Origin of the sequence: Vogesella sp. EB, assembly GCF_001037925.1 — a bacterium.
Taxonomy (GTDB): domain Bacteria; phylum Pseudomonadota; class Gammaproteobacteria; order Burkholderiales; family Chromobacteriaceae; genus Vogesella; species Vogesella indigofera.
Genome location: NZ_LFDT01000007.1, coordinates 57,874 through 71,421 on the forward strand (window position 1 = coordinate 57,874; position 13,548 = coordinate 71,421).

14 protein-coding genes are annotated in these 13,548 nt (G+C 64.2%); 5 read left to right on the plus strand and 9 right to left on the minus strand.

Annotated features, from left to right (window positions below; genetic code table 11):
* Positions 1–7 precede the first annotated feature (7 nt).
* The 5 genes from ACG97_RS06055 to ACG97_RS06075 form a co-directional block, all read right to left on the minus strand.
* Positions 8–2,206 (minus strand): TonB-dependent siderophore receptor, encoded by a 2,199-nt coding sequence (locus tag ACG97_RS06055; RefSeq protein WP_047966446.1) that lies wholly within the window; start codon positions 2,204–2,206, stop codon positions 8–10.
* Between the two features lie 590 nt (positions 2,207–2,796).
* The gene (locus ACG97_RS06060) at positions 2,797–3,810 is read right to left on the minus strand and encodes a TRAP transporter substrate-binding protein (protein WP_047966447.1); all 1,014 of its coding nucleotides are present in this window, start codon (positions 3,808–3,810) and stop codon (positions 2,797–2,799) included.
* A 50-nt stretch (positions 3,811–3,860) separates the two neighbouring features.
* On the minus strand, positions 3,861–5,138 hold the full coding sequence (locus tag ACG97_RS06065) for a TRAP transporter large permease (protein ID WP_047966448.1): 1,278 nt from the start codon (positions 5,136–5,138) through the stop codon (positions 3,861–3,863).
* A gap of 10 nt (positions 5,139–5,148) precedes the next feature.
* On the minus strand, positions 5,149–5,667 hold the full coding sequence (locus ACG97_RS06070; protein ID WP_047966449.1) for a TRAP transporter small permease: 519 nt from the start codon (positions 5,665–5,667) through the stop codon (positions 5,149–5,151).
* Between the two features lie 9 nt (positions 5,668–5,676).
* Positions 5,677–6,189 carry a gluconokinase gene (locus ACG97_RS06075; protein WP_047966450.1) on the minus strand — a complete coding sequence of 171 codons (513 nt, stop codon included), beginning with the start codon at positions 6,187–6,189 and terminating at the stop codon, positions 5,677–5,679.
* Between the two features lie 198 nt (positions 6,190–6,387).
* On the opposite strand from ACG97_RS06075, the gene ACG97_RS06080 reads away from it, so the two are divergent.
* On the plus strand, positions 6,388–7,410 hold the full coding sequence (locus tag ACG97_RS06080; protein ID WP_047966451.1) for a LacI family DNA-binding transcriptional regulator: 1,023 nt from the start codon (positions 6,388–6,390) through the stop codon (positions 7,408–7,410).
* A gap of 194 nt (positions 7,411–7,604) precedes the next feature.
* Here ACG97_RS06080 and ACG97_RS06085 read toward each other — a convergent pair whose 3' ends face one another.
* The 3 genes from ACG97_RS06085 to ACG97_RS06095 form a co-directional block, all read right to left on the minus strand.
* Positions 7,605–7,955 carry a VanZ family protein gene (locus ACG97_RS06085; RefSeq protein ID WP_047966452.1) on the minus strand — a complete coding sequence of 117 codons (351 nt, stop codon included), beginning with the start codon at positions 7,953–7,955 and terminating at the stop codon, positions 7,605–7,607.
* 244 nt (positions 7,956–8,199) lie between these two features.
* Complete coding sequence (locus tag ACG97_RS06090) at positions 8,200–9,150, minus strand: GMP reductase (protein ID WP_047966453.1); 951 nt, start codon at positions 9,148–9,150, stop codon at positions 8,200–8,202.
* A 207-nt stretch (positions 9,151–9,357) separates the two neighbouring features.
* Entirely contained in the window at positions 9,358–9,981 is a 624-nt protein-coding gene (locus ACG97_RS06095) for a ParA family protein (protein ID WP_047966454.1), read from the minus strand.
* Between the two features lie 124 nt (positions 9,982–10,105).
* On the opposite strand from ACG97_RS06095, the gene ACG97_RS06100 reads away from it, so the two are divergent.
* Positions 10,106–10,768: an HAD family phosphatase gene (locus ACG97_RS06100; protein WP_047966455.1), complete on the plus strand. Its 663-nt coding sequence runs from the start codon at positions 10,106–10,108 to the stop codon at positions 10,766–10,768.
* A 140-nt stretch (positions 10,769–10,908) separates the two neighbouring features.
* Here the strand turns inward: ACG97_RS06100 and ACG97_RS06105 are convergent, their stop codons facing one another.
* The gene (locus ACG97_RS06105) at positions 10,909–11,844 is read right to left on the minus strand and encodes an exopolyphosphatase (protein WP_047966456.1); all 936 of its coding nucleotides are present in this window, start codon (positions 11,842–11,844) and stop codon (positions 10,909–10,911) included.
* A gap of 325 nt (positions 11,845–12,169) precedes the next feature.
* Between ACG97_RS06105 and ACG97_RS06110 the strand changes: the two genes are divergently transcribed.
* From ACG97_RS06110 to ACG97_RS06120, 3 genes are read left to right on the plus strand one after another with little or no spacing between them, the layout of a single operon-like run.
* Complete coding sequence (locus ACG97_RS06110; protein ID WP_047966457.1) at positions 12,170–12,472, plus strand: YciI family protein; 303 nt, start codon at positions 12,170–12,172, stop codon at positions 12,470–12,472.
* Positions 12,469–12,732 (plus strand): BolA family transcriptional regulator, encoded by a 264-nt coding sequence (locus tag ACG97_RS06115; RefSeq protein ID WP_047966458.1) that lies wholly within the window; start codon positions 12,469–12,471, stop codon positions 12,730–12,732. Before ACG97_RS06110 ends, ACG97_RS06115 begins: the two co-directional genes overlap by 4 nt.
* A gap of 10 nt (positions 12,733–12,742) precedes the next feature.
* Positions 12,743–13,534: a peptidyl-prolyl cis-trans isomerase gene (locus ACG97_RS06120; protein ID WP_047966459.1), complete on the plus strand. Its 792-nt coding sequence runs from the start codon at positions 12,743–12,745 to the stop codon at positions 13,532–13,534.
* Positions 13,535–13,548: the final 14 nt, after the last annotated feature.

Here is a 13,548-nt window from a genome sequence, read left to right on the forward strand (position 1 = left end):
ACCCGGTTCAGAAATCCACCGTAGCGGACAGCTGCAGCGTGCGAGGCGCCCCTTGCGAGAGGGTGCTGTAGGAGGCCACGCCCGACCAGTAATCGCGGTTGAACACGTTCTGAACGCCGGCCCGGAACGTGGTGGGCTTGCCGTCAATCTTGGTGCGATAGCGCGTGCCGACGTCGACCTTGGTCCAGGACGGAAGGCTTTGCGTATTGGCCTGATTGACGTATTGCTTGCCCGTATAGGCCACGCCGCCCGTCAGCGTGAGTCCCGACAGCCACGGCGTGTCCCATTCGGCATTCAGGTTGGCCTGCACCGATGGAACGCCAACCGGCTCTTTGCCGCGGGTTGCGCTGCTGTTGGTCTTGGTCAGCTCGGCGTCGAGCAAGGTGACGCCAGCAAACAGCCGTACCGACTTCGCCACTTCGCCGGCGACATTAAATTCCAGACCACGGTTGCGCTGCTCGGCGTCAACCGCGAACACGCCGTTGGTGAGCTGGCCATTCGGCTTCGTGATCTGGAAAGCGCTCACCGTGGTCATCAGGCCACCGTGATCGATCTTCACCCCGACCTCGTACTGCTTCGACTTGTAGGGTGCGAACACCTCCCCCGAGTTGGATGCCGTCGCCGGCGCGATGTCTCCCTTGCTCAGCCCTTCGATACGGTTGGCGTAAAGCGAGACCTTTTCCCATGGCTTGAAGACGATGCCGAACAACGGCGTCACCGCACTCTTGTCGTAGGAGGACGTCACGGCCCCGGTGGTCGCGTTGAAGTTGTCCGATTCGACCTGCTGCCGGCGCACGCCGACCATGAGCTGCAGACGCTCGTCGAGCATGGATAGCGTGTCGGCCAGGGCGACGCCGGACAGCGTGGTTTCGGACACTTTCGGTACCAAGGACGGCGCGCTCACGTTCTGGCTCGGGCTGTCCACCGGCGAGTAGATGTTCGACAGCACGGCCGTCCCGCTAGTGGAGCCCCGCGCCAACTGGTCACGATAGGTGCTGGCCTGCAGGGTGACCGCATGACGAACCGGGCCGGTATCGAAGCGGGCCCGCGCGCCCGCGTCGGCCGTGAAGCGCTCGATGTCGAACTTGAAGTGCATCGGCGTCGCCGTGGTATCGCCCGCGGCGTTCAGGATCGTCGGCGTCTGATCGGACAGGCGCGATACTTCCGTGTGGGCGGCGCCGACATTGGCAAACAGCGCCAGCTTGTCGCTCAGCTCGTATTCGGTGCGCAACATGGCCGAGCGGTCGTTGATCTTCGACCACGCCCACTGCTGGGTCACGTTGTTCTGGCCGTCCGGCGCCGACGGCACGGCGACGCCGGCGGCGACCAGAAACGGCCGCGACGGCGCGTCGAACTCCTCCTGCTGGCTGATCAGGTCCAGCGTCGCCTTGAAGCGCTCGCCCTGATAGTCGAGCGACAAGGCCCCGACATCCGCGGTGCGGGACTGCTTGTCCACGGCGGTGTCGCCCTGGTGGTGGCTGCCATTGAAACGCACGCCAAACTGCTCATCCGCGCCGAAACGCCGGCTGACATCGAGATGCCCGCCCCCCTGTGTATCCGACGCGTAGTCGGCGGTGAACCGGGTCAGGTCCTGGGCGAGCGCCCGCTTTGGCACCACGTTGATCACGCCGCCGACGCCACTGTTCGGCGACATGCCGTACAGCAGCGCGGCCGGCCCCTTGATCACCTCGACCCGCTCGGCGTACTCGGTGAACACCCGGTAGTTGGGCGCCACACCATAGAGCCCGTCGAGCGCGACTTCCCCCAGATTCCCCTCGCCAATCGGAAAACCCCGGATGAAGAACGAATCGACCACGCCCCCGGTCTGGCTGGCGCGGACGGACGCATCCTTGGCCAGCACATCGGCCACCGTTGCCGCCTGCTGGTCCTGTATCGCCTGCGAGGTATAGCTGCTGATGCTGAACGGCGACTTCATCGCGTCCGCATTGCCCAGCAAGCCCAAGCGCCCCCCACGGGCAACCTGGCCGCCGGCATAAGGCCGGGAAAGCACCCTGGACAGGTCCGCGCTGACCTGCACCGCCGGGAGCTCGGCGACTTCTTCGGCATAGGCATGGCCTGCAAACCCGACCGCCAGCACCCCGGAGAGGGCCAGACGCGTGGCAAAAGCCAGCGGCTTGAGCAGGGATGCTGTTGTGGTAACCGGAGCGGCTGAATGGGAAAGAGATAAAGGAGACTGGGGCTGCATGGCGAGCGATTTCCTGTTTTGTTAAGCGATAACTTTAACTATCGGATGACTGCTCACGACAATAATGCAAATGCAAATGATTTGCAACAACAAATGCATTTCGATTAAAACTGCTGTCAAACAAGATGACTTAATGGTGGGCGTGACGGCAGGAAGCAGTCGCCCAACGCGGCGCAGGCGCTGTGACAAGCGCCGGGCACCAGCAAACCGGCACGAGCCAAGTGCCGTTTGACGGATCATTTCCATGCAGGGAGACGGAAGGTTTTGCGGAAGAAATCGTGTGGAGGGTGCGCGTGTGGATGGCGCCTACAGCCAGCCGCGCGAGTACGAGCAGGCAGAACAGGCAACGCATCGCCGAGGCCGCCGGAGCGACCACTACCGCCAGTCAGACTGGCACTACTGCACAACGCGCCCGATGCGGCACACGGCAAGCAAGCCGTCTCAGGGGCGGCTGGCCGCGCCAGTGCTGGCGACCGCGCTTGCGGCCAACCTTTGAGCAGGCATGGGCAAAACAAAGCGCCGGCAGATGCCGGCGCGGGAAAGGGCAGCATGGCGGCACACGCTGGCGCCACCACGGTGATGGCTCAGACTTACTTGCGCAACTGGCCCAGCGCGCCCTGCAGGTCCTTCAGCACTTCTGCGCCACCGTTGGCCGCAAACTTGTCGAAGGCCGGCTTGGCTTTCTCGCGCATGCGCTTCAGCTCGGCGTCGCTGACCATGTTGATCTTCATGCCTTGCTGGGTCAGGAATTTCACGCTGCGCATCGCCTCGGCGCGGGAATCCTTGCGCTCGAAGGTGCGCGATGCCAGTGCAGCGTCCTGCAGGATCTTCTGCTCGTCGCGGGACAGGCCGTCCCACCACTTCTTGCTGGCGGTCATCACCCACGGGCTGTACACGTGCTTGGTCACCGACAGGTACTTCTGCACTTCGTAGAACTTGCTGGACTGGATGGTGTTGACCGGGTTTTCCTGGCCGTCCACGGCGCGGGTTTCCAGTGCGGTGAACAGCTCGGCGAAGGCCAGCGGCACGGCATTGGCGCCGAAGCTGTTGAACATGTCGATGTACACCGGGTTCTGCATCACGCGCAGCTTGATGCCCTGGAAGTCCTCGAAGCGGGTGATCGGCCGCTTGGTGTTGGTCACGTTGCGAAAGCCGTTTTCCCAGTAGGTCAGGCCGACCAGGCCCTTGGCCGGCAGCCTGGCGATCAGTTTCTGCCCGAACGGGCCGTCCAGCACGGTGTCGGCCTCCTTCTCGTTGGCGAACAGGAACGGCAGGTCGTAGACGCCGAAGTCCTTTTCCACCCCCACCAGCGTGGCGGTGGAGCCGACCATCATTTCCTGCGCGCCGCCAATCAGCGCGTTCTGCATCTGCACGTCGTTGCCGAGGCTGGCGGAGCCGAAGCCCTTCACCTTCAGCTTGCCGCCAGAGCGCTTGGCCACTTCGTCGGCAAACAGCTTCACCGCGCGGCCCTGGTTGCTGTCTTCGGCCAGGCCGTAGCCAAAGCGGATGATGCGCGGTTTGATGTCGGCAGCCAGCGCCTGCGGCGCGGCCAGGGCACCGGCGGTGATCAGGCAGGCCAGCAGCGGTTTGAACAGTGTTTTCATGAGTCTCTCCTCGGTTGTGTTGTTACAGCTGTGATCGGGCTGGCTTGCGCTCAGCGGAAGAACTGGGCGGGAACGGTGACCACTTCCGGCACCGCCACCAGCAGGCTAAGCAGCAGCAGGTAGGTCAGCAGGAACGGCCACACGCCGCGGGTTGCCGATTCCATCGAAATGCGCGCCACGCCGCATACCACGTTGAGCACGGTACATACCGGTGGCGTGATCAGCCCGATGGAGCCGACCAGCACGAACATCACGCCAAAATAGGTGCTATCGATGCCTGCCTGCTGCACCAGCGGCATCATCACCGGCCCCAGCACCAGAATGGTCGGGGTCAGGTCCATCACGATGCCGACTACCAGCAACAGCACCATCATGGCGGCCATCAGCAGCCGCGGCTGCTCCATCAGCGGCCCCAGCATCTCGGCGATCTGTGCCGGCAAATCGGCCAGCGTGATCATGTACGACGACACCAGCGCGGCAGCGCACAGGAACATCACCGTGGCAGTGGTGCGTGCGGCGTGCACGAAGACCGGCTGCAATACCGACAGCTTCAGCTCGCGGTACACCAGCAGGCTGACCAGCAGCGAATACATCGCCGCCACCACCGCCGCCTCGGTCGGGGTGAAAATGCCGAACTTCAAGCCGCCGATGATGATTACCGGCAGCATCAGCGCCCAGACCCCGTCGCGCAGCGCGTAGCGACGCTGTGCCCAGCTCTGCTTCGGTTGCGGAGTGACATTCATGCCGCGCGACACCAGCAGCCAGGTCAGCACCAGGCCGACGCCCATCAGCAGCCCCGGCACGATACCGGCGAGGAACAGCGCGGTAATCGAGGTGTTGGTGGTGACGCCGAAGATGATGAACGGCATGCTCGGCGGAATGATCGGCGCGATGATGCCGCCGGACGCGATCAGGCCGGAGGCCCGCTCCACCGGGTAGCCGTGGTCGCGCATCATCGGGATCAGCAGCGTGGCCAAGGCCGCGGTATCGGCGATGGCGGAGCCGGACAGGCTGGCCAGCAATACCGAGGCGGCGATGGCGACAAAACCGAGGCCGCCGGGGATGTGGCCGACAAAGGCCACCGCCAGATTGATGATGCGGCGCGAGATGCCGCCGGCGTTCATCAGCTCGCCGGCGAGGATGAAGAACGGCACCGCCATCAGCGGAAAGTTGTCGGCGCCGGACAGCAGGTTCTGCGCCACCAGCTGCGCGTCGAAGAAATCGAGGTGGAACATCAGCGCGATGCCGGTCAGCATCAGGGCAAAGGCCACCGGCATGCCCAGTGCCATGCAGGCAAATAGCACGGCCAGAAAAATCACGATCGTCATGGTGTATTCCTTACAGGTCCTGGCCGGTGGAGTGGGTGTCCGGGCTACCGGGGATTTGTGCCTGCGGGTGGCGACGGACGATGCGGTAAAGGTTGGCCGCAATCAGCAACAGCATGGCCACGGCGCACAACAGCCCGGCGCCGGCAAACAGCGCCATCGGGAAGCCGAGCACGGTGGAGTAGGTTTCCAGCCCGATCAGGGTCTGGCTCCAGCTGCCTTGCAGGAACAGCCACAGCGCATACAGCATCAGCAGATGGCTGAGCACGGCACAGCCGCGGCGCCACGCCGGCGACAGCCGCGCCTGCACCATTTCCACGCCGAGGTGCGAGTTCTGCCGCACCGCGAGAATGGCACCGAGAAACACCAGCCACACGAACATCAGCCGCGACACTTCCTCGGCGGCGGCGATGCCGGAATCGAACACGTAGCGCAGCACCACGTTGCCGAACACCAGCGCCACCATCACAACCAGTGCCAAGGCCATCAGCCATTCAACAAGCCGTTCGAGACGGGATAGGCAGTTATGCATGATTGCTCCTCACGACAGTGCAGCCAGCTGCTGCAGGATGTGCCGGACCAGCTCGTCCGGCGGCAAGGTGATGTCGCCGGCAATGGCGCGTTCGTCCGCCGCCGGCGGCTGCAGATCGGCAAACTGGCTGTCGATCAGGCCCAGCGGCATGAAATGGCCCTGCCGCGCCTGCATCCGCTGCCCGATCAGCGCGCGGCTGCCGTGCAGGTGCACGAACACGGTGGCGGCAGCGCCCTCGCGCAGCAGGTCGCGGTAGCGCCGTTTCAGCGCCGAACAGGACAACACCAGCCCGCGGCCATCCGCAGCGGCGGCGGCGAGCTGGTCGCGCAGCGTTTCCAGCCACAGCTGGCGGTCGGCATCGGTCAGCGGCGTGCCCGCCTCCATCCGCGCCACATTGTGCGGCGGATGGAAGTCGTCGCCTTCGACAAAGCCGGTGTCCAGCGCCGCGGCCAGGCGGCGACCGATCTCGCTCTTGCCGCAGCCGCACACGCCCATCACCACAATCATCGGTGCTTTATTCATGTTAGCGTTAACATATTCAGGTTAATGAAAAGCCGCATCGCGCGGCCACTGGTGTCCGGTGCTTGAGCAAAGCGGCACCGGGTGCTAAGGTTGCTCGAAGGTTAGCGCTAACATTCGGCAAGGTAAAGCAGTTTTGATCGTGCAGCGCAACATCGAATCCGGCGATGCAAGCCGCCCTCCCCCTTACAATGGCAGCCCATGAGCGAACGCAAACCCCGCACCGGCCAGAGCCGGACCACCTTGAGCGATGTTGCCAACCATATCGGTGTCAGCGCCATCACCATTTCCCGCGCGCTGAACAAGCCGGAGCTGGTCTCGGAAGCGCTGCGCCAACGCATCGACGACGCCGTGCAGCTGCTGGGCTATGTCCCCAACCGCGCCGCGCGCGCGCTGGCGTCGGCCAAGTCGCACAGCGTGGTGGTGCTGGTGCCGTCGCTGTCCAACACCGTGTTTGTCGACACCCTCGCCGCCATCCACGACACGCTGCACCCGGCCGGCTACCAGATGCTGATCGGCGACACCCGCTACTCGCCGCAGGCAGAGGAAAAGCTGCTGCGCACCTATCTGGAATACAACCCGGACGGCATCCTGATCACCGGCTTCGACCACACCCCGGCAGCGCAGACGCTGCTGCAGACCGCCGCCATTCCTACAGTGCACATGATGGAACTGGCGGAACAGGGCGACAGCCCCTGCGTCGGTTTCTCCCAGTTCGACAGCGGCTACGCCCTCACCCGCTTCCTGCTGGACAAGGGCTATCGCCGCATCGCCTTTCTGGCGGCACAGCTGGATCCGCGCACCCTCAAGCGCGGCGAGGGCTACCGTGCCGCGCTGCGCGAAGCCGGCCTGTACCAGCCGCACCGCGAACTGGCCGAGGCCAGCCCGTCCTCGGTCGGGCTTGGTTCGCGGCTGCTGGATCGCCTGCTGCAGCAGGCGCCGGACTGCGACGCCGTGTTCTGCAACAACGACGACCTGGCACTGGGCGTGCTGTTCCAGTGCCAGCGCCGCCACATCGCCATCCCGCAGCAGTTGGCCATCGCCGGCTTCAACGGCCTGGACGCCTCGGCGTGGAGCAATCCGTCGCTGACCACGGTCGACACCCCACGCTACGACATCGGCAAGGCCGCGGCCGCCATGCTGCTGCAGCTGATGGCGGGCAAGGCACCGGCGGCGACGCGAGTCGATCTCGGCTACCGGCTGCTGGCGCGCGACAGCACCTGAGAACCTGTTCAATGTCTGCTGTGATTGTTTTCAATGGGCCGACACCGCGTTAAAAACGCCTTCGGAATGCTTGTTTATTTCCAGTTAAACGCCGCTTCCTCAGCCGTTTTCGCCTGGTCTCGCGTGAGCGCGCGAGACTTTGAACAGGTTCTGAGCGGCACGCCTTGCCTTGCGGCCAACCTTGGCCGCAAGCGTCACCGACCCTTGCCCCGCCGCCACAGGTAAAGGCCGATCAGCGCGCCGGCCATGTCGGCCACCACGTCGCCCGCCTCGGCGCTGCGGGTCAGCGTCAGGCTGCCCTGCGCCAGCTCGGACAGCAGCGCCCAGCCCAGGCACAGCCACAAGGTTGGCCGCAGCGGCGGCCGCTGGCGGGCGGCGAAGCTGCGCGCCAGCAGCCACGCCCACACCGCGAACAGCAGCGCGTGGCCCAGTTTGTCGAAATGGGGAATCGCCGACGGCGTGCCGGCCGGCTTCAGCAACAACAGGTAAACGGAGAACAGCCACCAGCCGGCGGCGGCCAGACTGCGACGTAACGGGAGCGACAACACGGCTTCACCTCATCTCGATTGCCGCCCGTCGCCGCGCGGCCCTAAGAACGTGTTCACGATCTCGCGCACCCCCGCGAGACAAGGCGAAAACGGCTGAGGAAGCGGCGTTTACCTGGATGTAAACCCGCATGCCGAAGCGGTTTTCAACGCGGTATCGCCCCACGGATATCAGCCGCAGCCGATCGTGAACAGGTTCTAACCCGGCCGGCCTGCCAACGGGCAGACCGGCCCCCTCTCCGCCCTAGTGTGCGACGGCGATCATCTGCACCGCGCGCAGCGCCGACAGTTCGCGGCCGCCGGCGTAGCTGACCGACGACTGCAGGTCTTCCTGCAGCTCGTGCAGCAGGCGGGCGATGCTGCCCTTGTACTCGACCAGGATCTTCTTGCCTTCCACGTTCTTGTACTCGCCCTTGTTGAACTGCGAGGCACTGCCGAAGTATTCCTTGTAGTGCTTGCCGTCGATCTCGACGATCTCGCCCGCCGATTCGTCGTAGCCGGCAAACAGCGAGCCGGCCATCACCATGCTCGCGCCGCAGGCCAGCGCCTTGGCCACGTCGCCGTGCTCGACGATGCCGCCATCGGCAATCAGCGGCACCGATACCGCCGCGGCGCAGTCGCGCACGGTGGCCACCATCGGGCGGTGGAAGCCGGTCTTGTTCTTGGTGATGCACACCCGTCCGCCGGCGATGCCGGCCTTGATCGCGTCACAGCCCCACGCTTCGAGATCGCGCGCCGCCTCGGCGGTGGCGATGTTGCCGCCGATCAGGAAGCTGTGCGGGAATTCGCGCTTGATGAAACGGATCATGCGCTCCGCCTTCACGCACCAGCCGTTGGCCACGTCGAGGGTGATGTATTCCGGGCTCAACCCGGCGGCCTTGAGCCCGGCCAGCTGCTGCAGGGTGTCGCCGTTGACGCCGACGCTGATCGAGGCGAACAGGCCCTTGGCCTGCATGTCGCGCACGAAGGCCACGGCGTCGACATCGAAGCGGTGCATGGTGTAGAACCAGTTGCGGCGCGCAAAGTATTCGCAGGTCTCGGCATCGACCACGCTCTTCATGTTGGCCGCATAGAGCGGCATCGCGAAACGGCGCGGGCCGAACTGCACGGAGGTATCGCACTCCTTGCGGCTGTCTACGATGGTTTTTTTCGGAACGAGATACACATCGCCGTAATTGAGTTCGGTGTTGATCATCAGCTGTCACTCCAAATTGCATTCGGGAAACCATTCGCGGAATGGTGCTGCACCACCGTTCCGGATAGCGGTGCAGGTTTCGGGAGCCCCCAAATAAAAAAGCGAAAGCCGGGCGGCTTTCGCTTGCAATTTTCCCGCCCTGCGGCGCTGTCGGGCGCAGGGCAAACGGTACTGACTATACGCAGCGCAAAATCCGGGCGTCAAGCGTTAATTGTCGAGCCAGGACAGGATCGGACGCCACGCCTCGATGTCGCGCCGCACACGTACCGGTGGCAGATCGAACAGCGTTAGCCCGGCGCCGGCGGCCTGCACGTAGAACTGGGTGTCGCGGATCCAGCCCAGCACCGGCACCTGGTAGCGCGACAGGAAGTTTTCCAGCTCGCGTGCGGAGCGGGTGCGCGGATCGACACGCATGCCGACCACGCCGACAAAGGTCTTTTCCTTGCGCACCGCCTTTTCCGCCAGCAAGGCGTCAAAAAACTCGCTGCTGGCCCACATGTCGAACGGCGACGGCTGGATCGGCACGATGACGCGGTCGACCTTCTTCACCAGCGCGCGCAGCCGTTTGCCGTCCAGTCCGGCCGGGCTGTCGAGGATCACCACCTGGGTGTCCTTCGGCGGCTTGGCCAGACCCTCGATCATCTGCCAGCCCTGGATAGCCGGCGCCGCCGGCGGCCGCTGCGCCAGCCAGCTCAGCGACGACTGCTGCTTGTCGATATCACCCAGCATCACCTTGGTCGACTGCGACGCGTAAAAACCGGCGATATTGGTCGACAGCGTCGACTTGCCGCTGCCGCCCTTGGGGTTTGCCACCAGTATCGAATACGCCATAACACCTTTCACTGTACTTGCTTGCCGGTCGCGGCGACGCCACTACCCGCCGGGCATTTTATGATAAAAGACAGCAGGCCACGCGGCCTCACTACCCCCACCCGCAACAAAGGATAAGCACACCATGCCGTACGACGCCATTTTGCTGGACATGGACGGACTGATGATCGACACCGAGCAGCTCTGTGCCCAGGCCTGGCGCGATGCCGCCAGCGAGCTGGGCACCCGCATCGGCGAGGACACCCTGCACCAGCTGGTCGGCCTCAGCCACCAGCACTGCCTGCGCTATCTGCAACAGCACCCCGAGCTGTCCGCGCACATGCCGGCGCTGGCGCTGCTGAACCGGCAGTACTACCACCAGCAGCTGCAGCACGGCGACATTCCGCTCAAGCCCGGCATCACCGCGCTGCTGGACTGGCTACGGCAGCAGGCGATCCCCTGCGCCGTCGGCACCGCCACCGAAGGACCGCTGGCGCAGCTGAAGCTGCAACGCAGCCAGCTGGCACCCTATTTCCAGCACGTGGTCAGCGCCAGCGACGTCGCCAACAGCAAGCCGGCACCGGACATCTACCTGGCGGCGGCGGCACGGCTGCAGGTGGAACCGGCGCGCTGCATCGTGCTGGAAGACTCGGTGCATGGCGCCAGCGCCGCGCTGGCGGCCAACATGCGGGTGATCATCGTGCCGGATATCGTGCAGCCGCCCGCCTCCATGGCAAAACAGGCCCTGGCGGTATGCAAGGACCTGTTTGCCGCGCGGGCGTTGTTGCAGCAGCTGCGGGACGTGTAGAACCCGTTCAATGTCTGCTGCGTTTCGGCGATACCGCGTTAAAAATGCCTTCGGCATGCGTGTTTACATCTAGGTAAACGCCGCTTCCTCAGGCATTTTTGCCTTGTCTCACACTAGCTCACGAGACCTTGAACAGATTCTTAGCCCTCGTTGGCGTTGATCTGCGCCACCAGTTCGCCCAGCACGCGTTCGGCCTGGTCGTTGTCGACCTGGCAAGTGCCGGCGGCTTCGTGGCCGCCACCGCCGTACTTCAGCATCAGCTCGCCAACGCTGGTGCGGTTGCTGCGGTCGAGGATCGATTTGCCGGTGGCAAACACGGTGTTCTGCTGGTTCAGCCCCCACAGCACGTGGATGGAGATGTTGGCCTGCGGGTACAGCGCGTAGATCATGAAGCGGTTGATCGGGTGGATCAGCGTCTCGTTGCGCAGGTCCAGCACCACCACCTTGCCCTCGACGCGGGCGCAGCGCTGGATCTGCGCCTTGGCCTGTGCCTCGTGCTCGAAGTACAGCTCGACCCGCTCGCGCACGTCCGGCAGCTGCAGGATCTCTTCGATGGAGTGGTCGCGGCAGTACTTGATCAGGTCCATCATCAATGTGTAGTTGCTGATGCGAAACTCGCGGAAACGGCCAAGGCCGGTACGGGCATCCATCAGGAAATTGAGCAACACCCAGCCGCTCGGATCGAGGATCTCCTCGCGCGAAAACTGCGCGGCGTCGGCCTTGTCCACCGCCGCCATCATGTCATCGGCGATCATCGGGAAGCGCTGCTTGCCGCCGTAGTAGTTGTACACCACGCGCGCGGCGGACGGCGCCGCGGCGTCGATGATGTGGTTCTGCTTGCCGGAGGCGTTGCGCAGGGTTTCGGACAGGTGGTGGTCAAAGGCCAGATGCGCGGCTTCGACGTATGGCAGGTTGGTGGTGATGTCGCGGTCGGTGATGTCGACCTTGCCGTCCTGCATGTCTTTCGGGTGCACGAACTTGATGTCGTTGATCAGCCCGAGCTCGTTGAGCAACACCGCGCAGACCAGACCATCGAAATCACTGCGCGTCACCAGACGAAACTGTCCTGTTGTCATTTCTGTTTCCCTGCCCTGTTTCCATGAATGATGATTCGATCGGGCCGCCTGCCGCCACGATCAATGCTGTCGGCAACTGTACCGCAGTCGGCAAGGGCGTGATAGCCCTGCCAGCTTGTCAGCCACTACCCGGCACCGCATAATCCTGACATATTGTTCCGCCCCCCCGGCCTTGCCGCTTGAAATCGCGGCCGTGGCCGCCATTTCAGCAGACACAGCGCAGTGATTCCGGTGCCGGCCAGTGCAGAAGCGCGGCCCGTCTTCACCGCCCCCGCAGCAGGTCTGCCACCAGCCAGACCGCTTTTGAGAGACAAAGAAAGGCACCATGCTGTACGCAATCACAGGCACCGACGCCCCCGACTCCCTCGACAACCGCCTGGCGGCACGGCCGGAACACCTGGCCCGCCTGCAGGCACTGCAGAACGACGGCCGGCTGCTGCTAGCAGGGCCGTTTCCGGCCATCGACAGCAACGACCCTGGCCCGGCCGGCTTCACCGGCAGCCTGATCGTCGCCGAATTCGACTCGCTGGCCGCGGCCGAGCAATGGGCGAAGGCCGACCCCTATGTTGCCGCCGGCGTCTACGCCAGCGTCAGCGTCAAGCCGTTCCGCAAAGTGCTGCCGGCATGAGCGCCATCATCGAAATCATGCGCAAGCGTCTGACGGCACTGGCGCCGGAACACCTCGACATCGAGGACGACAGCGCCTCCCATGCCGGCCACGCCGGCGCCAAGAGCGGCGGCCACTACAATGTGCTGATCGTCAGCGCCTGTTTCAGCGGCAAGTCGCGCATCGAGCGGCAACGGATGGTGTACGATGCGCTCGGCGACTTGATGCAGCAGGGCATTCACGCCCTGGCACTCAAAACCCTTACTCCGGACGATCTCTGAAATCCACTCCATGAAGAAATCACTCACTATCGCGGCCCTGCTGCTGGCTGCCGTCGGCAGCACCCCGAGCCTGGCCGCACCGGTAGCCACCGTCAACGGCACCGCCATCGACAGCAGCACCCTGGACCAGGCGGTGAAGCAGGTCATCGGCAGCAGCAACGGCCAGCTGAAAGACAGCCCGGCGCTGCGCGAAGAAGTGCGCCAGCGCCTGATCAACCGCGAGCTGATCGTGCAGGCGGCCACCAAGGCCGGCCTCGACAAGAAGCCGGAATTCCAGCAACAGCTGACCGAAGCACGCACCGAATTGCTGCAGCAGGCATTCTTCAAGCAGAGCATCAGCACCAGCCCGGTGTCGGACAGCGCGCTGAAGGCGGCCTACCAGCAGTACAGCGAACGCTTTAACGGCGTGAAGGAAGTGAAAGTCCGCCAGATCATCGTCAACAGCGAAGCCGACGCCAACAGCGTACTGGCCGAGCTGAAAAAAGGCGCCAAGTTCGAAACCCTGGCCGCCAGCAAATCCACCCACCAGCCAAGCCGTGAACGCGGTGGCGATCTGGGCTGGGGAAATCTGGCCTCGATGGAACCGCCACTGGCCGCCGCGCTCCAAGCCATTCCCAAAGGCAAATTCAGCGCCCAGCCGCTGCGCTCCGGCCTCGGCTGGCACCTGTTCAAGGTAGAGGACATCCGCGACGCGAAGCCGCTGCCTTTTGAAACCGTCAAGCCGCAGATCGCCCGCGACCTGCAGGACAAAGCGATTAGTGACGCGATCGGCGAATTGCGTCAGAAAGCCAACATTCAATAACCACTGGAAACCCC